We start from the raw sequence: 18,918 nt of genomic DNA, 5'->3' as shown, positions 1-18,918 counted from the left end.
GCCTTACCTAACTATGACGCAGGCAACACCGTGCGCGGCAACAGGTCCGGGAAGTGGCCGCCGACCCGCTCGGAGTGGCGTCGCCACTCCCGCGGATAACCCAGCGACACCTCGACGAACGGGACGCCGTCGACCGTGACCGTCCGCGGGATGTGCAGGTGGCCGTGCACGACCACCCGCGCCCGGTAGCGGCGGTGCCAGTCCGCCGTCGCCGTCGTGCCGCACCAGAGCGCGAACTCCGGGTACCAGAGGACGTCGCAGGGCTCGCGGACCAGCGGCCAGTGGTTGACCAGCACCGTCGGCAGATCCGGATCGATCGCGTCCAGGCGGGCCGCCGTCGACGCCACCCGGGCCGCGGACCACTCGGCCCGCGTGGCGTACGGGGCCGGATGGAGCAGGTACTCGTCGGTGCAGACGACACCGGCGGCGTACGCCGCGGCCAGCCCCTCCTCCGACGTCGTGGTGCCGGCGGGCAGGAACGAGTAGTCGTAGGGCACGAACAGCGACGCGACGACGGCCGGTCCACCCGGGCCGTCCCACACCGGCCACGCGTCCTCCGGGGTCAGTACCCCGACATCCCGGCAGCGACGGACCAGCTCGTCGTAGCGGGCGACGCCGGCGAGATGCTCGACCGCGTCGGCCCGGGCGTTCTTGGCGCGGGTCCAGAGCTCGTGGTTGCCCGGGGTCCACAGCACCTGCGCGAAACGCTCCCGCAGCACGGCGAGCGTGGCGACGACGCTCTCGATCCGCTCGTCGACGTCACCCGCGACGATCAGCCAGTCCCCCGGGTGTCCAGGGTGCAGCCCCGCGGCGATGTCGGCGTTCTCCGCGTGCCGCACGTGCAGGTCACTCACCGCGAGCAGGCGCGGCTCCCCGACGGCGGTCACCCGCCATTGGTACCCGGTGGGGCCCGGCCCACCGTCCGCCGGGGCCGGAAACATACCTACCCGCGGTAACTTACTCCTGGTAGCTTCGGAACCGAGCTCGACGACGAGGCGGGGAGGCCGGGATGGCGGCATCGCGGGGAGTACGACGGTGGATCCGGTGGGTGCTGCGGCACGGGGCGATGCGGCGGGAGGTGACCCGTCAGGCGGCCAAGGGTGACCTGGGCGCGCACATGATCATCAACCCGGACGCGGTCCGGGACCCGTACCCGGCCTACGAGCAGATCCGTGGACAGGGCCGGATGGTGCGTTCCGCGCTGACCTGGACCACGGTCGACCACGAGATCACCACCGAGGTGCTGCGCAGCCCCGACTTCTGCGTCGGGCTGCGCATGCCGGAGAACGCGCCGGGCCTGCTGCGCGCGCTGCTCGCCGCGGGCGGGACCTGGCCGCTCGGGCCGGCCGAGCCGCCGTCGCTGCTGTCGAACGACCCGCCGGACCACAACCGGATCCGCAAGCTGGTCACCCGCTCGTTCAGCGCCAAGGCGATCTCCTCGCTGCGCGGGCGCACCGAGGAGATCGCGGCGCAGCTGCTCGCGGACCTGGAGACCCGGGCCGGCACCGACCGGCGCACCGACGTCATCTCCGGCTACGCGTCACTGCTGCCGGCCACCGTCATCACCGAGATGCTCGGTGCCCCGGTGGAGATGCGGGAGAAGTTCCTGGAGTGGGGCGAGGGCGGCGCCTACTCCCTCGACATGGGCCTGGACTACGCGACGTTCCACCGCTCCGAGCGTGACATCGACGCGCTCACCGACTGGATGGCCGAGCACTTCGAGCGGCTGCGCCGGGAGCCCAACGACTCCATCCTGTCCTCGCTGGTCGCCGCCTACGACGAGGAGGAGGGCCGGCTCACCCACGACGAGCTGCTGTCGCTGGCGATGCTGCTGCTGGCCGCCGGGTTCGAGACGACGGTCAACCTCATCGGCAACGGCACCCGGCTGCTGCTGACCCACCCCGACGAGCTCGCCCGGCTGCAGGCCGACCCGGCGCTGTGGCCGAACGCCGTCGACGAGGTCCTGCGCTACGACTCCCCCGTCCAGCGGACCGGGCGCGTCGCCGCCCGCGACACCGAGGTGTGCGGGTTCCCGGTCAAGCGGGGCGCGCTGGTGCTCACCCACCTCGGGGGCGCGAACCGCGACCCGGACGTGTTCCCCGACCCCGCCCGGTTCGACGTCGGGCGCGCGGGCGCGGACCGGCACGTGGCGTTCAGCCAGGGGATCCACTACTGCCTGGGCGCGGCGCTGGCGAAGATGGAGGGCGAGGTGGGGCTGCGAGCGCTGTTCGACCGCTACCCCGACCTGCGCGCCGACGGCCCGGCCGAGCTGCGCGGGACCCGGGTGCTGCGCGGCTACCGGACGCTGCCGGTCCGCCTGGGCGACGCCCGGGTCCCCGTCGACGCCTGAGCTCAGGCCCGGTCGGTGGCGCTGGTGACCGTCGTCGTCACCAGGCTGATGATCGACATCCCGATCACGAGGTGGATCACCGCGGTGGCGATGCGGACGGTCCAGGGCTGCTCGGTGAGGATCAGCGGGGACACCGCGGCCAGCGCGGTGAGCAGCCCGGCGATCCAGCCGAAGTAGGACATCGGGCTCGGCACCGCGACCAGCAGCAGGTGCGCGAGCCCGGTCGCCGCCAGCCCGGCGACCGCGGCCCAGATCGCCAGGCTCTGCGCCGCGGCCCAGCCGTCGAGCGGCTCGGAGACGGCCGGGGCCAGGTACGGGATCTGCAGCAGGACCTGCAGGATCAGCAGCCCCACCAGGGCGATCAACGCGGCGATCACCGCCGTCGCCACACCGCCGGCCCACAGCCGACCGGGGTTCACCCCGCTGCGGGGACGCGGCCGGGCGGTCTCCCGGCTCATCTCTCGGGTGCGGTCGTCGGCCTCGGACATCGTCGTACTCCCCCGGTCGCGGACGGGCCGTGCGCGGCGTCGGTGTGGCGCGGCGCGACGGGGACCACCCGGGCCCGGGTGATCACCTGTGGTGGGCAGCAGACTACGCCCCGCGAGGACGCCCCGTCGGCCCGCGCCGCAACGCGGCGAGCGCGGCCTCCGCGTCGGCGACCACGCGCTCGCGACGGTGCTCCAGGGCCTCCCCGGACTCGGCGCCCGAGCCCATGTTGCCCTGGGCGTAGCGCGTCCAGACCCCGGCCCCGATGCAGGCACAGCGCCAGTGCGCGAACGCCACCCAGTACGGCAGCTGGTCCAGCGCGTGCCCGGAGCGCTCGGCGTAGCGGGTGGCGACGAGGTCGCGGTCGGGCCAGCCGGGCGCCGCGGTCGGGCCGCTCGTGATCGCGGGCAGGGTGTCGCCCGGACGCTCCCAGGACGCCAGGAGCCACCCCAGGTCGGCCAGCGGCTCCCCCAGGGCGGCGAGCTCCCAGTCGAAGACGCCGGTGATCCGGCCGCCGCGGAACGACAGGTTCCCCGGCCGGAAGTCGCCGTGCGCGATCCGCGGCCCGTCGGACGGCTCCGGCGGCATCGCCTCGACCAGCGCGGCGTGCGCGGCGTCGAGCGCGGCGAGGTCGGTGAACGCGCCCGCGTGCGCCTGCCGATGCCAGCGCCGCAGCTGCCGTTCCAGGTAGCGGCCGGGCCGCTCCAGGTCGCCGAGCCCCACCTCGGCCGGGTCGACGGCGTGCAGCGCCGCGAGCACCTCGGCGGTGTCGAGACCGCAGGCCCGCCGCTCCGGTTCGGGGACGGCCTCGCCCGCGACGCGGTCCCCCGGGACCACGCCGTCCACCCAGCCCATCAGGTAGAAGCCGGCGCCCAGCACCGCGGTGTCCGAGCACAGGGCGACCGGCTCCGGCACCGGGACCGCGGTACCGGCCAGCGCGGTCAGGAAGCGCCACTCCCGGCCCATGTCGTGCGCGGTGGCGAGCACGCCCCCGGTCGGCGGGCGACGCAGCGCGTACGGCGTGCCGCGGGCGTCGGTGACCCGGAAGGTCAGGTTGGAGTGCCCGCCGGAGATCCGCTCCACGGCCACCGGGCCGTCGCCGAGCTCGACCCGCGGCACCTCGGCGGCCAGCCAGCGGGTCAGGGCGACCGGGTCCACCCCGTCGTGTGCGTCGGTCATCCCCCGATGCAACATGATCGCCCCCGCGCCGACCACCCCCGTTTCGGGCGCGACGATTGCGGGCACCTCTCCCCTGATCATGACCGGTCGCATCCGGCGCACCCCGGCGCCGTCGACGACGACCGGTGGGAGAGGAACCCGTGAGCGACCAGATCACCGTCACCCGCACCGTGTCCGCCACCCCGCAGCAGCTGTTCGCGCTGCTGTCCACCCCCACCCGGCACCAGGAGATCGACGGCGCCGGGATGCTGCGGGGCGTCGAGGGCTCGACGGAGATCAGCGGTGTCGGCGACGAGTTCGTGATGAACATGCACAACGGCGACCTCGGCGACTACCAGATGAAGAACACCGTCACGTCCTTCGAGCAGGACCGCGTGATCGGCTGGGCGCCGTCGATGCACCCGATCGACGCGAAGAAGGACACGATCGGCGACGTGCGCGCCGAGGGCCACACCTACACCTGGCACCTCGCGCCCGAGGGCGACGGCACGACGGTCACCCAGGTCTACGACTGGAGCGGCGTGCAGGACCAGGGCTTCCGCGGCTTCTTCCCGATGCTCAGCGAGGACCAGCTCGCGGACTCGATCGAGAAGGCCGGACGGGCCGCCTCCTCCTGAGACCGTCCACACCCGACGGCGCCGCACCGGTCACCGGGCGGCGCCGTCGTGCGTTCCGGCCGGGGTCGCCCTAGGACAGCGGCCGGACGAGGCGGGCGAGCAGCCGCTCGGCCTCCGCGGCCGGGTCCTCGGTGAGTCCTGTGTGGACCGGGCCGGGGCACACGATGGTGCTGCGTGCGGTGGTGAGACGCCGGAAGCGGCGTCCGATGTCCTCCCCCGCGCCGGGCCCGCGGGCGGCCAGCGCGCCGGTGGCGTGCCGGTCCGAGCGCGGTGGCTCGGGCACCGCGGCCACCGCGGCCACGGTCGCCAGCAGCTCGTCGACGGCGTCGGCGTCGGCGGTCGGGTCGAGCGCGGCCAGCCGGGCGCGGTCGAGGTGGACCCGCACGGCGAGGACGTCGCGGGCCCGGCAGTGCAGGAGCACCCCGGCGTTCATCGACTCGCCGCGTTCCACCCGGGGCACGACCCGCAGCAGCGCGTACTCGTAGGCGACGAGGCCGCTCACCGGCCCTCACCGCCGCCGACGCCGCCGATCCGGAGCCACGGCGGACGGCGTGGGGCACGGTCGACCGGCCGCGGTCTGCCCGCCGCCACCGTCGCGGCGACGCCCGGCAGCCACTCCCCGCGCGCCGCGACCCGGGCCGCGAGCGCCTGGACGTAGGCGGCGCGCACGGCGTCGGGGCCCCCGACGCCGTCGACGTCGGCGATCCACTCGTCGGGCACCAGCGCCAGCACCCCCTCGAGCAGGTCCGGGGTGACCAGCGGGGCCAGTGCGCCGTCCGCGGCGTCGAGGTCGGGACGGGCGCCGAGCAGCACGTGGTCGCCGGCGTCGAACGGGCGGTGGGCGAACCGCGGCGCGGCCGACCAGTCGTGGGCGAAGGTGAGGGTCGCTCCGTGGTCGATCAGGTAGGGCCTGCGGTGCCAGAGCAGCATGTTCGAGTTGCGCCAGGAGCGGTCGACGTTGCCGACGAGCGCGTCGAACCAGAGCACCCGACCGGCGAACCCGGGCCCGACGTCGAACGCGACCGGGTCCAGGTCGAGCGCCCCGGGCAGGAAGTCGACGGCCAGGTTGAGCCCGTCGGAGTTCCGGAGCAGCTCCTGGACCTCCTCGTCCGGCTCGGTGCGCCCGAGCGTCCCGTCGACGACGATCGTCGCGATCCGCGGGACGGGCAGACCCAGCGCGCGGGCGAGCTCCCCGGAGACGATCTCGTTGACCAGCACCGGGCGGCCCTGCCCGGCGCCGGTGAACTTGACCGCGTAGGTACCGAGGTCGTCGGCCTCCATCAGCCCGGGCAGCGACCCGCCCTCGCGCAGCGGGGTCACGTACCGGATCGCGGTCAGCCGGGGCAGTGCCCGCCCCTCGGTCGTCCGCTCGTGGCTCACCCGCGGAGGTTAGCGCCGGGCACGGATGCGGCCCGCACCCCGTGGCGTCGGGGTGCGGGCCGTGGTCGCGCTCGCGGGCGGTCCGGGAGGAGGGTCACCGGCCCGCCCGGCTCCGGGGCGCGCGGGCGGACCGGGAGGTGCGGGTCAGACCGAGACGGTCTGGCGCGGGATCGCCTGGGTCTGCTCCATCCGGCGGGCCGCCTGGCGGGACAGGAGCTCGTCGACGCTGAACCGGCCCGGGCCGGTGGACATGAGGATCAGCGTGGCGCAGATGATGGTGCCGACGAGCGCCCAGCCGTTGTCGGCCATGAACAGGCCGTTCTTGCCGTGGACGAACCAGATCGCGCCGGCCATCACGAAGGTCATCATCGCGCCGGGCAGGACCATGCGGACACCGAGGGCGACCGAGACCGAGAACACGAGCTCGACCACGATCGTGAACGACGCCGCGCCGATCGCCAGCGGGATGCCGAACTTCGCGAACACGGCGGCGGTGTCGAACAGACCGGCGTCGATCTTCTTCCACGAGTGCATGACCATGATGTAGGCCAGCAGCAGGCGGGCGACGAGCAGCGCGACGTCGCGCGGGGTTCCGGTCAGGGAGCGGTACACGGTTCCTCCAGGTACGAGATGATCACCGCGGGTGAGCTCGTCACCACGGACTGCACAAGACCCTAGAGGCACGAACGCGCTACGCCGCCCGGTTCAGCCACCCTGCGCGACGAGACGGCCGCAGCACGCGACGAGATGTACGCCACCGCGTGTCACCCGACCGGGGAGCACTGTGGCCGGTGGCCCACACGGCACGACCGGTCGAGCGGTCGCCCCGATCCGGCGTCGTCGCAGGTCGCGGGCACGCAGCGTGTCCCTGTCGGAGCCCAGATCACCCGGACGTCGCAGTGGCCGGTGGCTCACCCACCGGGGGGGTCACCGACCGTCGGGGCCCCGTGCAGCCCGGCGATCCGGACGGACCGCTCGTCCCGCACGACCCTGCGCGCGCCGGGCGGTACGCCCGAGCGGCCCAGTGACGCGCCGCCGGGTCGTGCCGTCGCGCTCGGGCCCCGGCGCTGCGCCATGATGGCCGTCGTGTCCGACACGAACAGCCACGACATCACGGCGACCACGGAATGGACGGCGCTGACCGAGCACGCGGCGGAGGTCGAGCCGCGGCACCTGCGGTCGCTGTTCGACGACGACCCCGACCGCGCCGGTGCGCTCACCGCCACCGGGGCCGACCTGGTGCTCGACTACTCCAAGCACCGCATCACCCGCGACACCGTCGGGTTGCTGACGGACCTGGCGCGGGCGGCCGGGCTGCCCGCCCGCACCGAGGCGATGTTCGCCGGTGAGCACGTGAACACCTCCGAGGACCGGGCCGTGCTGCACACGGCGCTGCGGCTGCCGCGTGACGCCTCGCTCACCGTCGACGGCCAGGACGTCGTCGCCGACGTGCACGCCGTCCTGGACCGGATGGGCGAGTTCACCGACGCGGTGCGCTCCGGGGCGTGGACCGGGTCCACCGGGCAGCGGATCCGCACGGTGGTCAACATCGGCATCGGGGGCTCCGACCTGGGACCGGTCATGGCCTACGAGGCGCTGCGCGACTACGCCCAGCGCGACCTCGAGTGCCGGTTCGTGTCCAACATCGACCCGACCGACCTCTACGAGAAGACCCGCGACCTCGACCCGGCGACCACGCTGTTCGTCGTCTCGTCGAAGACGTTCACCACGCAGGAGACGCTGACCAACGCCCGCAACGCGCGGTCCTGGCTGCTGTCCGGGCTCGGGACGGACGACACCGGGGTCGTCGCGAAACACTTCGCCGCGGTCTCCACGAACGCGGAGAAGGTGTCGGAGTTCGGCATCTCCACCGACAACATGTTCGGGTTCTGGGACTGGGTCGGCGGCCGCTACTCGCTGGACTCCGCGATCGGGCTGTCGCTGATGTGCGCGATCGGCCGCGAGCACTTCGCGGAGTTCCTCGCCGGCATGCACGCCATGGACGAGCACTTCCGGCACACCCCGCTCGAGCAGAACCTGCCGGTGATCTCCGGGCTGCTCGGCGTCTGGTACGCGAACTTCTTCGGCGCCGACACCCGCGCGGTGCTGCCGTACTCCCAGTACCTGCACCGGCTGCCCGCCTACCTGCAGCAGCTGACCATGGAGTCCAACGGCAAGTCCGTGCGCGGCGACGGCACCCCGGTCACCACGACCACCGGCGAGATCTTCTGGGGCGAGCCGGGCACCAACGGTCAGCACGCGTTCTACCAGCTGCTGCACCAGGGCACCCGGCTCGTGCCGTGCGACTTCATCGGATTCGCCCGCCCGCACCACGACCTGCCCGGCGAGGACGCCGCCGACTCCCACGACCTGTTCATGGCGAACCTGTTCGCCCAGTCCGCGGCGCTGGCGTTCGGCAAGACCGCCGCGGAGATCGAGGCCGAGGGCACCCCGGCCGACGTCGTGCCGCACAAGGTGATGCCGGGCAACCGGCCGTCGTCGACGATCCTGGCCGAGAAGCTGACCCCGTCGGTGCTGGGGCAGATCATCGCCTTCTACGAGCACGTCACCTTCGTCGAGGGCACGATCTGGGGCATCGACTCCTTCGACCAGTGGGGCGTGGAGCTCGGCAAGGTCATGGCCAAGCAGTTCGGCCCCGCGCTCCACGACCCGAACCCGCCGGACGCCGCCGAGGCCGGTCTCGACACCTCCACCGCCGCGCTGATCGGCCGCTACCGGGCCTGGCGTGGTCGCTGAGGCACCTCTCCGGCGGAGGAGCGTCGCCAGGGGGAGAATCGGCCGGTGAACGATCATTCGTCGGCCCCGCTGCGGGCCCGCGTCACCGGTCCGGTCGCTGCGGTCCTGCTCGTCCTCGCCGGGGTGCTCATCGCCCTGGCGTGGACGGGTGTGCTGCAGGGCGGTGACACCGAGACCGCCGTCGGACTGGCCGCGGACCGGATCCCCGGCGTCACCGTGGTCGCGCTGGTCGTCACCGAGCTCGGCAACACCGTCGGGAGCACGGCGGTCGCGCTCGTCGGCGGGGCCGTGCTCGCGGTGCGCGGCCGGGTCGCGGAGGGCCTGTGCCTGGCCGCGGTGCCGCCCGTCGCCAGCGTGGTGTTCACGGTGGTCAAACGGCTCCTCGACCGGGCCCGTCCGCCGGCGGACCTGCAGGTGATGGCCGTGGCGAACGAGTCGCTGCCGTCCGGGCACGCGACGATGGTCGCCGCCGCATGGACGACGCTGGTGCTCGTGCTGTGGCCGGTGCTGCGCACGCGAGGCCGGGTGCTGCTCACCGCGTTCGCGGTGCTGTGGGCGGGGGCCGTCGGGTTCACTCGCATCTACCTGGGTGTGCACTGGCTCTCCGACGTGCTCGCCGGGTGGACGCTCGGGGCGGCGCTGGCGTTCACCGGGGTGACGGTGCTGTCGCTGGTGCTCGCCCGGCGGACCCGGCGACCGGACACCGCCGCGGCCTGACCCGGCGCGGCCCCCGAGCACGGCGCCGGTCAGCCCGCGGCGTCCCCGTCGGGCGTCGCGGCGCCGGTCAGGCGGCCGGCGATGCGCGTGGCCCGCTCCCCCGCCGCGGCGAGGGTGCGGGCGTGGTCGTGCCAGGCACCGATGTCGTCGCGCAGCCACGCCGCGCGCAACGCCTCGGTCGCCGTCGTCCACTGCCGCAGCAGCGCGACCCCCTCGGCGGCGCCGCCGGCCCTCCGGTGGGTGCGCAGCGCGCCGGTCATCGCGAGCACGGCACGCATCGCGGTCGCGACCTTCCCGGTGATCTCGATCGGCACCGGGAGCCCCGCCGTGGCGTGCGCGACGGCGGCCGCGCGGGTCAGTAGCAGCACCACGGCCACGACCCCGACCAGCACGACGACGGCCGCCACCCAGAACGCCGCGCCCGCCACCGGGGTGAGCGCGAGCACCAGTACGACGAGCAGCAGCACGGGGACGACCCACCGGGCACCGCGGGCGGTCCGCACCAGGGTGTGGGCGCGGCGCTGGGCCGCGGGGTCGGGTGGGGTGTCGTCGGCGCGCACGAGGCCGCGGTCGAGGAAGAGCAGAGCGGTGTCGGACGTGTCCGGCATGGGGTGATTGTGCACGGCCCCCGGTCAGACCTGCTCCTGCGGGCACCACCAGGTCGACCGCCCGCCGACGGTCCCGTGCACCATCTCGGCCCCGCAGCGCGGGCAGTGCCCACCCGGGTGCCGGTGCTCGACGACCTCACCGGTGTGCACGCCACCGTTCGCGATGGCCCGCTCCAGCGCGCGGTCGAGGTTGCGGTGCAGCCGGTCCAGGTCGGTGCGGGTCAGGTCGCGCACCGGGGCCTTCGGCGAGATCCGCGCCTGCCACAGCGTCTCGTCGGCCAGCAGGTTCCCGACGCCGGCCAGCACGGACTGGTCGAGCAGCCGTGCCTTCACCGCCGACGTGCCGCGCAGCAGCCGGTCGCGGAACTCGGCGGGCTCCATCCCCTCCGCGTCGGGGCCGAGACCGGACAGGTCGGGGTCGAGCCGGACCCGGCCGAGCCGGCGCTTGTCGAACAGCCGGAACTGCCCACCGTCGTCGAAGGTCATGGTGAACCGGTCCCACTCGGCCTTGCGCGGCTGCCGGTCGGGGCGGGCGGGGCCGCCGCCGATGCGCTCACCGTCGGAGTCGGTGACGACGATCCGTCCGCCCATACCGAGATGCACGCCGAGTGCGGGCCCCGCCTCGCCGTCCGCGGTCTCGGTGTCGCACCACATGGTCTTGCCGATCCGGTTCGCCCGGGTGAGCCGCCCGCCCTTCAGCGCCGAGGCGATGTCACCGGGCCGGTGCGGGCGGCAGACCCAGTCGTCGCGGTCGTCGACGGCGGTGATCGTGCGGCCGACGGCCTCGGCGAGGACCGTGCGTGCGTTCTCCACCTCGGGCAGCTCGGGCATGACGGTCAGTGTGGCGTGGCCGGGGAACACGCGCGCGCCGGTCCGTCGTTGGGGCCGGTGTGACTGCTGGTGAACGGATGAAGGTGCGGGCGCCCGAACTGCGCGGACGGCGGTGGCTCAACACCGGCGGCGAGGACGTGACCCTCGCCGGGCTGCGCGGGCGGATCGTGGTGCTCGACTTCTGGACGTTCTGCTGCGTCAACTGCCTGCACGCGCTCGACGAGCTGCGGCCCCTGGAAGCCGAGTTCGGTGACGTCCTGACGATCATCGGGGTGCACTCGCCGAAGTTCCTGCACGAGGCGGACCCGGCCGCCGTCGAGGCCGCCGTGGAGCGCTACGACGTCACCCACCCCGTCCTCGACGACCCGGAGCTCACCACCTGGGACGCCTACGCCGCCCGCGCCTGGCCGACCCTGGCCGTCATCGACCCGGACGGGTTCGTCGTCGCCCGGATGGCGGGCGAGGGCCACGGCCCCGGGCTGGCCGCGCTGGTCCGGGAGCTGGTCGGCACACACGGCGACCGGCTGCGCCGCGGGGACGACCCGTACGTCCCGCCGCCCGCGGCGGACACCGCGCTGCGGTTCCCCGGGAAGGTCGTCGCGCTGCCCGGCGGCACGTTCCTCGTGTCCGACACCGCCCACCACCAGCTCGTCGAGCTGGAGCCCGACCTGGAGACCGAGGTGCGGCGGATCGGGTCGGGGGAGCGCGGGCTCACCGACGGCGCGACGGCGGCGGCCCGGTTCTCCGAGCCGCAGGGGCTGCTGGTCCTCCCCTCCGGCGACGCCGTGCTGGTCGCCGACACCGTCAACCACGCGGTCCGGCGGGTCGACCTGGCCGACGGCACCGTGTCCACCCTGGCCGGGACCGGTGAGCAGCTGCGCGAGCGGGTCGCCGTCGGTGGCGCGTCGGCGCTGCTGTCCTCGCCGTGGGACCTGGCGTGGTGGGGCGGGACGGTCGTCGTCGCGATGGCGGGACCGCACCAGCTGTGGACCCTCGACCCCGCCACCGGCGAGGCCCGGGTCCTGGCCGGGACCACCAACGAGGGACTGCGCGACGGCGCGTTCGACGAGGCGTTCTTCGCCCAGCCGTCCGGGCTGGCCGCCGGCCCCGACGGGACGCTGTGGGTCGCCGACTCCGAGATCTCCGCACTGCGCCGGGTCGGCGACGGCCCCGGGGCCGCGGTCGCGACGGCCGTCGGGCAGGGCCTGTTCGAGTTCGGGCACCGCGACGGCCCGGCCGCGCAGGCGCTGCTGCAGCACCCGCTCGGGGTGACCGTGCTGCCCGACGGCTCGGTCGCCGTCGCCGACACCTACAACGGCGCGGTGCGCCGGTTCGACCCCGCGACGAACCTCGTCTCGACGCTGGCCGAGGGCCTCGCCGAACCGTCGGACCTGCTCGTCGACGGCGAGACGCTGGTCGTCGTCGAGTCCGCGGCGCACCGGCTGGTGCGGCTGCCGGTCCCGGCCGGGTCCCTGGTGTCCGGCGACGCCCACGTCGTCCGGCGGACCCCGACGGCCCTCGCCCCGGGCGTGGCGCTGCGGATCGGGTTCGCCCCGCCCACCGGGCAGCACCTGGACGACCGGTACGGCGACCCGACGTCGCTGACCGTGGCGGCCGACCCGCCGTCGCTGCTGCTCTCCGGCGGGGGCACCGCGACCGGGCTGACCCGCGAGCTGCGCCTGGACCCGGCCGTCGGCGCCGGGGTGCTGCAGGTCGCGGTGACCGCGGCGGCCTGCGACGATCCGTCGGACGGGTTCGCCGCCTGCCACCGCTACCAGCAGGACTGGGGCATCCCGGTGACCGTCGACGACGGCGGGCCCGCCGAGCTGGCGCTGGACCTGCGCTCGGTCTAGCCCAGCCAGGCCAGGACCGCCATCACGCGGCGGTGGTCGTCCGACGACGGCGGCAGCCCGAGCTTGGTGAAGATCGAGGAGATGTGCTTCTCCACCGCGCCCTGGGTGATCACCATGAGCCGCCCGATGGCGATGTTGGTGCGGCCCTGGGCCATGAGCTCCAGCACCTCGCGCTCGCGCGGGGACAGCTCGGCCAGGGGGTCGCGCCGGCGGCGCTTGGTCAGCAGCGCGGAGACGACCTCGGGGTCCAGCACGGTGCCGCCCGCGGCGACCCGGCCGAGTGCGTCGGAGAGGTCGGCGAGCTTGGACACACGGTCCTTGAGCAGGTACCCGACCCCGCCGCCGGCCTCCAGCAGGTCGGTGGCGTAGGACTCCTCGACGTACTGCGACAGCACCAGGATGCCGACCGACGGGAACCGCCTGCGGATCTCCAGCGCGGCCCGCAGCCCCTCGTCGGTGAACGAGGGCGGCATCCGGACGTCGACGACGGCCACCTCGGGCTGGTGCTCCTCCACCGCGGCGACGAGCGCGGCGCCGTCCCCGACGGCGGCGAGCACCGTCGCGTCCGCCTCCTCCAGCAGCCGGACCAGGCCCTCGCGCAGCAGCACCGAGTCCTCGGCGAGAACCACCCGCATCGTCATGGCCCCATCCTGGGTCACGCGTCCCCCAGGCCGGCGACCGGGACCTCCGCGGTCAGGACGGTCGGGCCACCGGGCGGGCTGTCGACCTCCAGGCGTCCCTCGACGATCTCCAGACGGTCGGCGAGCCCCGCCAGACCGTGCCCCTTGCCCGGGTGTGCGCCGCCGCGGCCGTCGTCGCGGACGCAGACCCGCAGCAGGGTCTCGTCGACGGTCACGGTGACCGTCACCGCGGTCGCGCCGGCGTGCTTGGCGATGTTGGTGAGCGCCTCGGTCACCACGAAGTACGCGGTGTTCTCGACCAGGGCGGGCAGCCGGGCGCCGTCGTCGAGGCCCACGTCGAGGTCGACCGGGACCGGGCAGCGCCCCGCGGCGGCCCGCAGCGCCGGTCCGAGCCCGCGGTCGGCCAGGATCGGCGGCGCGATGCCCCGGGACAGCGCACGCAGCTCCGAGAGCGCCTCGCGGCTCTGTTCCAGGGCCTCGTGCAGCAGCGGGCGGGCGCGCTCGGGGTCGTCGTCGAGGCGCCGGACGGCGGACTCCAGGTCCATGCCGAGCCGCACCAGGCGCTGCTGCGGCCCGTCGTGGATGTCGCGTTCGAGCCGGCGCAGGGTCTGCGCCTCGGCCGCGACGGCCGCCCGGCGGCCGGCGGCCAGCGCCAGCGCGCGGGCCCGCAGCGCGGCGGTCTGGTTGGTGAGCAGGCCGCGGGCGAGCAGCGCACGCACGTCGGTCAGCCAGCGCACGACCGTCGGCAGGGTCATCAGCAGCAGGACGCCGAGCCCGGTGTTGAGCGCGACGTCGCCGAGGGTGGAGTCGATGCCGGTGATCGAGCCGAACAGCGTCCAGTTGTTCGGCCCGCGCGGCAGCGACCACTGCCAGAACACGTAGAACAGCCCGCCCAGGCCGGTGACCGACCACACCAGCGCGATCGCCGCGGTCACCGTCCGCACCGGCAGCGCGGTGACGGCGTGCGCGACGTCGCGCCAGCTCTGCGGGTCGGCCAGGGCCCGGAACAGCCGCCCCATCAGCGAGCGCCCGCGGTTGGGTCGGTAGTGGTGCGGCGGGAGCGGGCCGCCGGTCGCGGCCTCGGTGGCCCGGCGCTCCAGCTCGGCGAACCCGCGCGCCGCGGCCAGCAGCCCGACGGTGATCGGCAGCCCGATCCAGATCACGAACGTCCCCGCGCCCAGCACCAGCCCGACCAGGACCACGACCCCGCTGACGACCGCCAGCGGCAGCCCGGTCAGCAGGTAGGCCATCTGGGCGCCGAGCCGGGTGCGCCCCGGCCACGACGACGGCCAGCCCGGCGGGTGCGGCAGGTGCAGGCCGCCGTCGCGCAGCAGGTACTCGCGCAGCGCGCCGTTGCCCCAGCCCTCCAGCGCGCGGACCAGGTGCGGGTCCAGGTGGCTGCCGCCCGGCTCGTCGGGGGCGGGGTGGGGGCGGGTGGCGAGGTCGCGGTCGGCCGGCTCCTCGGACATGCGGTCCTCCTGCTCGGCGCGGCACGGGTGCACCCCGAGGATAGGCGGTGACGAACACCCCGCCGGGGTCGCGTGGGACGGGGCGACATGGTGAGCTACCCCTCGGTAACAGACGCGACGACGCGAGAAGGTGTGCCCGTGGACCCCGCCGACCTCACCGACGTCCTGGACTCCGTCCGTGACTTCATCCGCACCGAGGTGGTGCCGCAGGAGGAGCGGATCGACGCCGAGGACGCCGTCCCCGAGCGCATCGTCGCCCAGTGCAAGGAGATGGGCCTCTACGGCTTCACCATCCCCGAGCAGTACGGCGGCCTCGGCCTGACCGCCTCGCAGGAGGTCCGCCTCGCGTTCGAGCTCGGCTGGACGACCCCCGCGCTGCGTTCGCTGTTCGGCACCAACAACGGCATCGCCGGGCACGTGCTGCTGGAGGGCGGCACCGAGGAGCAGAAGAAGCAGTGGCTGCCCCGGCTCGCCTCCGGCGAGGTCACCGCCTCGTTCGGGCTGACGGAGGCCGACGCCGGCTCCGACCCCTCCTCGCTGACCACCCGGGCCGTCCGCGACGGCGACGGCTGGGTCCTCAACGGCTCCAAGCGCTACATCACCAACTCCCCCGTCGCCGACGTGATCATGGTGTTCGCGCGGACCGACCCGGACGCCCCCGGCAACCGCGGCATCTCCACCTTCCTCGTCCCGAAGGGCACCCCCGGTCTCTCGGTCGGGCCGAAGGACCACAAGATGGGCCAGTTCGGCGCCTGGACCGCCGACGTGTACCTCGACGACGTCCGCGTCCCGTTCGAGAACGTCGTCGGCGGCGAGGAGGGCATCGACAAGGGCTTCCTCGTCGCCGCGAAGTGCCTCGCCCACGGCCGGCTGCACATCGGCGCGGTCTGCGTCGGGATGGCCGACCGGCTGGTCCACGAGACCGTCGAGTTCGCCCGCACCCGTGAGCAGGGCGGCAAGCCGATCGCCCGGTTCCAGCTGGTCCAGGGCCTGGTCGCGGACTCGGTGACCGACGCCCGCGCGGGCCGCGGCCTGGTCCTCGACGCCGCCCGCAGCTTCGACGACGGCACCGACATGGTCTCCGGGCCCGCCGCCGCGAAGTACTTCTGCTCGGAGATGGTGGGCCGGGTCGCCGACCGCGCGGTGCAGGTGCACGGCGGGGCGGGCTACATGCGCGGCGTCGCCGTCGAACGGTTCTACCGCGACGCCCGGCTCTTCCGGATCTACGAGGGCACCAGCCAGATCCAGCAGGTCATCATCGCCCGCGACGCGCTCGGCCGCGCCGCCCGGGGCTGACCGCGCCCCGCGCCCCACACCGCCCCCGCCCCGCCCTCCGGGTAGCTCCCAGAGTCACTCTCGTAGCGCTCTAAGCCACGAAAGTGACACTCGGGGCAGTCCGGGCGGGAGCGGCGCAAGGATGGTTGTCCACAGGGGAGGAAGTCGTCCCGGTTGCGGGGCCGGACGGGGCACGCTGGTCGGGTGCCCCGACGCAGCGCCCCCTCACCCGCTGAGGTCCTGTCCGAGCTCCGCGAACCCGTCGTCCCGGTCCGTGAGCTCGAGAGGCTGGGCCTGGACCGCAGGACGATCGCCCGCCGCTGCCGGCCGGGCGGGCCGTGGCGCAGTCTCTGTCCCGGGGTCGTCAAGCTGTCCAACGGCTCCGTGGTCCGAGACGACCGGCAGCGGGCAGCCCTGATCGTCGCCGGGCCGGACGCGATGCTGACCGGGCTCGACGCCTTGCACCTGCACGGTGTGCGTACCGCGCCGTCGCCCCACGGCCCGGTGCACGTGCTCGTCCCGCACGACCGTCGCCGCGGAAGGTGGTCGGTGTTGCGGACGGAACGGACGCGGCGTCTGCCGGTCCCGGGAGCACGCCGGCACCCGGTCGCACCGGTGGTGCGCGCGGCAGTCGACGCGGCTCGGTGCTCCCGCGATCGCGACTTCGTACGGGACCTGTTCGCCGATCTCCTGCAACACGGGCACGGCACGATCGACGAGCTCCGGGAGGAGCTGGCTGTCTGCAGCAGCCGGGGAGTCGCCCTGCCCCGGGCGGTCCTCGGCGAGATGACCGCGGGAGTGCGCTCCGTGGCCGAGGCCAGGGCGCGGAAGCTGGTGCTCCGCAGCGGACTGCCGGTGCCGCGGTCCAACGTCCGGCTGACCGACCGGCGTGGCGTCCTGATCGCCGTCGTCGACTTCTGGTGGCCGGACGCGGGCCTCGCCTGGGAGATCGACTCAATCGAGTTCCACCTCTCCCCGGAGGACTACGCCCGCACCGTGCGCAGGCGGGCCGCCCTCAGCAGGCACGGTGTCGTCGTGGTGCAGACGCTGCCCTCGGACCTGCGACGACGACCGACCGAGATCGTCGACGAGCTACGCCGATGTCACGCCCGCGCTCTCGCCCAGCCCCGTCCCGACGTCGTCCACCTCGACGACGCCGCCTGAGCCGCGGGGCGACCCAGGGGTGTCCCCAGGGGAACTCTCGTAGCGCTCTGAGCCACGAGAGTTCCCCTGGGGGCAGGCCGGGGGAGCCGCGGACGTGAGAGGCAGCAGCTGGGACGACGACGGCCCCGCCCGGGGATCCCGGGCGGGGCCGTCGTGGGCTGCGGTCGATCAGTGGGCGGCGGGGCCCCGGTGGTACTCGAACACCAGGCCGCCGACGGCGATCAGCACCAGCGTCATGCCGATGACGATCATCCAGGCGTACCAGAAGGCCACACCCAGGGCGGCGAAGGCGGCCGCGGCGGCCAGGCCCAGCGGCCAGTAGCTGCCGGCGGAGAAGAAGCCCACCTCGCCGGCACCGTCGGAGACCTCGGCCTCGGGGTTGTCCTCGGGGCGCTCCTCGAGGCGGCGGGAGACGAACCGGAAGTACGTGCCGACGATCAGCGACAGACCGGCGGTCAGCCACAGCGCGGTCACGCCGACGACCTCACCGGCGATGAACATGTACGCCAGCGCGGCCAGGATGAAGAAGCCGGTGACGATCTCGAAGAGCCGGGACTCGATCTTCATGGGTGCGCGTCCTCCCTCAGCCCGTGACCTGCGCGGCCAGCTGGCCGCGGTCGGTCGAGAACGGCTGCGTGCTGATCGCCTCCGGCGCGCACCACTCGCCGCAGTTCAGCGCCTGCAGCGCCTCGCCGGTCGAGTAGGCCTGCCCGGTCTGCGGGTTGGTCTCCTTGCGGAGCTGGATGTACCGGTCGAACAGCGCGGGCTCCAGGGCACGCACCTCGAAGTTCATCTGCGAGTGGTACGTGCCGCACAGCTCGGCGCAGCGACCGACGAACGCACCCTCACGGTCGATCCGGTCGATGATGTAGGTGTTGTCCTGCTCGTTCCGCTCCGGGAACGGGAAGACGTCGCGCTTGAAGAGGAACTCCGGCACGTAGAACGAGTGGATCACGTCGGGCGAGCGCTGCGTGAACTGGATCGACCGGTCGGTCGGGAGGACCATGATCGGGATCGTGTCGCTCGTCCCCAGCGTGCTCACCGGGCGTCCGCCCTGGCCGGCCTCGTCGGGGTAGGAGAACTCCCAGTTCCACTGGAACCCGACGATGTCGACCCGCAGGTCGGCCGGGCCGCCCGCGGTCGGGTTCTCCTTGTCGATGTAGTTCTGCACGTTCACCGTGAAGCCGAAGAGCACGGCCACGATGACGGTGGGGATCGCCGTGAAGACGAGCTCGACCGGCAGGTTGTACTGCGTCTGGCGCGGCAGCGAGCCGTCGTCGTCCTTGCGCTTCCGGTGCAGGATCATCGCCCAGAACATGGCGCCCCAGGTGATGACACCGACGACCAGCGCCGCGATCGCGGACCAGGTCCACAGGTTGCGCATCGACTCGGCTTCGGGGGTCACCCCCTCGGGCCACCCGAACCGGATGACCTCCTGGACCGAGCAACCGGCCAGAGCCGGAGTCGCCAGCAGGCCGACCACGGCCACCTTCGCCGCCCGGGCGATCCGGGAGCGGCCTTCGGTTCGGGCCACTGCACGCCGCCTTCCTGTCGTCTCCTGCGTACGCCGCACTGCCAGCACGTTCTTCCT

General features: G+C 74.0%; 19 protein-coding genes. 7 read left to right on the top strand and 12 right to left on the bottom strand.

From position 1 onward, the window contains the following. Positions 1-11: 11 nt before the first annotated feature. Positions 12-887 carry a metallophosphoesterase gene (locus KPF22_RS12620; RefSeq protein ID WP_224402141.1) on the bottom strand — a complete coding sequence of 292 codons (876 nt, stop codon included), beginning with the start codon at positions 885-887 and terminating at the stop codon, positions 12-14. Between the two features lie 161 nt (positions 888-1,048). Here KPF22_RS12620 and KPF22_RS12615 point away from each other — a divergent pair, with 161 nt between their 5' ends. Next, positions 1,049-2,350 (top strand): cytochrome P450, encoded by a 1,302-nt coding sequence (locus tag KPF22_RS12615; protein ID WP_224402140.1) that lies wholly within the window; start codon positions 1,049-1,051, stop codon positions 2,348-2,350. Positions 2,351-2,352: 2 nt separating this feature from the next. Here KPF22_RS12615 and KPF22_RS12610 read toward each other — a convergent pair whose 3' ends face one another. After that, a complete protein-coding gene (locus tag KPF22_RS12610; protein ID WP_208819984.1) occupies positions 2,353-2,838 on the bottom strand; it encodes a DUF6069 family protein in 486 nt (161 codons plus the stop codon). A 103-nt stretch (positions 2,839-2,941) separates the two neighbouring features. After that, a complete protein-coding gene (locus KPF22_RS12605) occupies positions 2,942-4,015 on the bottom strand; it encodes a phosphotransferase family protein (RefSeq protein ID WP_224402139.1) in 1,074 nt (357 codons plus the stop codon). A gap of 140 nt (positions 4,016-4,155) precedes the next feature. On the opposite strand from KPF22_RS12605, the gene KPF22_RS12600 reads away from it, so the two are divergent. Continuing rightward, a complete protein-coding gene (locus KPF22_RS12600) occupies positions 4,156-4,632 on the top strand; it encodes an SRPBCC family protein (protein WP_224402138.1) in 477 nt (158 codons plus the stop codon). Positions 4,633-4,702: 70 nt separating this feature from the next. On the opposite strand, the gene KPF22_RS12595 is transcribed toward KPF22_RS12600, so the two are convergent. The 3 genes from KPF22_RS12595 to KPF22_RS12585 form a co-directional block, all read right to left on the bottom strand. Continuing rightward, positions 4,703-5,134, bottom strand: a complete 432-nt coding sequence (locus KPF22_RS12595) for a DUF3037 domain-containing protein (protein WP_224402137.1) — start codon at positions 5,132-5,134, stop codon at positions 4,703-4,705. Next, a complete protein-coding gene (locus KPF22_RS12590; protein WP_224402136.1) occupies positions 5,131-6,012 on the bottom strand; it encodes a HipA family kinase in 882 nt (293 codons plus the stop codon). Before KPF22_RS12590 ends, KPF22_RS12595 begins: the two co-directional genes overlap by 4 nt. Positions 6,013-6,156: 144 nt before the next feature. Next, entirely contained in the window at positions 6,157-6,624 is a 468-nt protein-coding gene (locus KPF22_RS12585) for a DoxX family protein (RefSeq protein ID WP_100878037.1), read from the bottom strand. A gap of 474 nt (positions 6,625-7,098) precedes the next feature. On the opposite strand from KPF22_RS12585, the gene pgi reads away from it, so the two are divergent. After that, complete coding sequence (gene pgi / locus KPF22_RS12580) at positions 7,099-8,769, top strand: glucose-6-phosphate isomerase (protein ID WP_224402135.1); 1,671 nt, start codon at positions 7,099-7,101, stop codon at positions 8,767-8,769. 45 nt (positions 8,770-8,814) lie between these two features. Then, positions 8,815-9,486: a phosphatase PAP2 family protein gene (locus KPF22_RS33105; RefSeq protein ID WP_224402134.1), complete on the top strand. Its 672-nt coding sequence runs from the start codon at positions 8,815-8,817 to the stop codon at positions 9,484-9,486. A 29-nt stretch (positions 9,487-9,515) separates the two neighbouring features. Here KPF22_RS33105 and KPF22_RS12570 read toward each other — a convergent pair whose 3' ends face one another. Both KPF22_RS12570 and KPF22_RS12565 read right to left on the bottom strand, forming a co-directional pair. Then, positions 9,516-10,094, bottom strand: coding sequence for a hypothetical protein (locus tag KPF22_RS12570; protein WP_208819974.1), 579 nt, complete (start codon positions 10,092-10,094; stop codon positions 9,516-9,518). A 24-nt stretch (positions 10,095-10,118) separates the two neighbouring features. Next, on the bottom strand, positions 10,119-10,925 hold the full coding sequence (locus tag KPF22_RS12565) for an Fpg/Nei family DNA glycosylase (RefSeq protein WP_208819972.1): 807 nt from the start codon (positions 10,923-10,925) through the stop codon (positions 10,119-10,121). Between the two features lie 77 nt (positions 10,926-11,002). Between KPF22_RS12565 and KPF22_RS12560 the strand changes: the two genes are divergently transcribed. Further along, a complete protein-coding gene (locus KPF22_RS12560) occupies positions 11,003-12,778 on the top strand; it encodes an NHL domain-containing thioredoxin family protein (protein ID WP_208819970.1) in 1,776 nt (591 codons plus the stop codon). Here KPF22_RS12560 and KPF22_RS12555 read toward each other — a convergent pair. Then, positions 12,775-13,413 carry a response regulator transcription factor gene (locus tag KPF22_RS12555; RefSeq protein ID WP_208820108.1) on the bottom strand — a complete coding sequence of 213 codons (639 nt, stop codon included), beginning with the start codon at positions 13,411-13,413 and terminating at the stop codon, positions 12,775-12,777. The genes KPF22_RS12560 and KPF22_RS12555 overlap by 4 nt on opposite strands. A gap of 20 nt (positions 13,414-13,433) precedes the next feature. Further along, the gene (locus tag KPF22_RS12550) at positions 13,434-14,888 is read right to left on the bottom strand and encodes a sensor histidine kinase (RefSeq protein WP_208819968.1); all 1,455 of its coding nucleotides are present in this window, start codon (positions 14,886-14,888) and stop codon (positions 13,434-13,436) included. Positions 14,889-15,026: 138 nt separating this feature from the next. On the opposite strand from KPF22_RS12550, the gene KPF22_RS12545 reads away from it, so the two are divergent. Both KPF22_RS12545 and KPF22_RS12540 read left to right on the top strand, forming a co-directional pair. Next, a complete protein-coding gene (locus KPF22_RS12545; protein WP_073574140.1) occupies positions 15,027-16,184 on the top strand; it encodes an acyl-CoA dehydrogenase family protein in 1,158 nt (385 codons plus the stop codon). A gap of 183 nt (positions 16,185-16,367) precedes the next feature. After that, on the top strand, positions 16,368-17,327 hold the full coding sequence (locus tag KPF22_RS12540; RefSeq protein WP_224402133.1) for a hypothetical protein: 960 nt from the start codon (positions 16,368-16,370) through the stop codon (positions 17,325-17,327). A gap of 168 nt (positions 17,328-17,495) precedes the next feature. Here the strand turns inward: KPF22_RS12540 and KPF22_RS12535 are convergent, their stop codons facing one another. Together KPF22_RS12535 and KPF22_RS12530 are read right to left on the bottom strand one after the other, a co-directional pair. Then, positions 17,496-17,894 carry a cytochrome c oxidase subunit 4 gene (locus tag KPF22_RS12535; RefSeq protein WP_062395961.1) on the bottom strand — a complete coding sequence of 133 codons (399 nt, stop codon included), beginning with the start codon at positions 17,892-17,894 and terminating at the stop codon, positions 17,496-17,498. Positions 17,895-17,910: 16 nt separating this feature from the next. Next, entirely contained in the window at positions 17,911-18,861 is a 951-nt protein-coding gene (locus KPF22_RS12530; protein WP_062395962.1) for a cytochrome c oxidase subunit II, read from the bottom strand. Positions 18,862-18,918: the final 57 nt, after the last annotated feature.

It is taken from the genome of Pseudonocardia sp. ICBG1034, from assembly GCF_020131375.1.
GTDB lineage: Bacteria > Actinomycetota > Actinomycetes > Mycobacteriales > Pseudonocardiaceae > Pseudonocardia > Pseudonocardia alni.
This window is presented reverse-complemented; position numbering and strand designations above follow the sequence as displayed.

Bases quoted from the DNA above. Each gene is read 5' to 3' on its own strand.
- KPF22_RS12555 (WP_208820108.1), bottom strand. From the start codon at position 13,413: ATGCGGGTGGTTCTCGCCGAGGACTCGGTGCTGCTGCGCGAGGGCCTG.
- KPF22_RS12610 (WP_208819984.1), bottom strand. From the start codon at position 2,838: ATGTCCGAGGCCGACGACCGCACCCGAGAGATGAGCCGGGAGACCGCC.
- KPF22_RS12605 (WP_224402139.1), bottom strand. From the start codon at position 4,015: ATGACCGACGCACACGACGGGGTGGACCCGGTCGCCCTGACCCGCTGG.
- KPF22_RS12560 (WP_208819970.1), top strand. From the start codon at position 11,003: ATGAAGGTGCGGGCGCCCGAACTGCGCGGACGGCGGTGGCTCAACACC.
- KPF22_RS12550 (WP_208819968.1), bottom strand. From the start codon at position 14,888: ATGTCCGAGGAGCCGGCCGACCGCGACCTCGCCACCCGCCCCCACCCC.
- KPF22_RS12535 (WP_062395961.1), bottom strand. From the start codon at position 17,894: ATGAAGATCGAGTCCCGGCTCTTCGAGATCGTCACCGGCTTCTTCATC.
- KPF22_RS12570 (WP_208819974.1), bottom strand. From the start codon at position 10,094: ATGCCGGACACGTCCGACACCGCTCTGCTCTTCCTCGACCGCGGCCTC.
- KPF22_RS12565 (WP_208819972.1), bottom strand. From the start codon at position 10,925: ATGCCCGAGCTGCCCGAGGTGGAGAACGCACGCACGGTCCTCGCCGAG.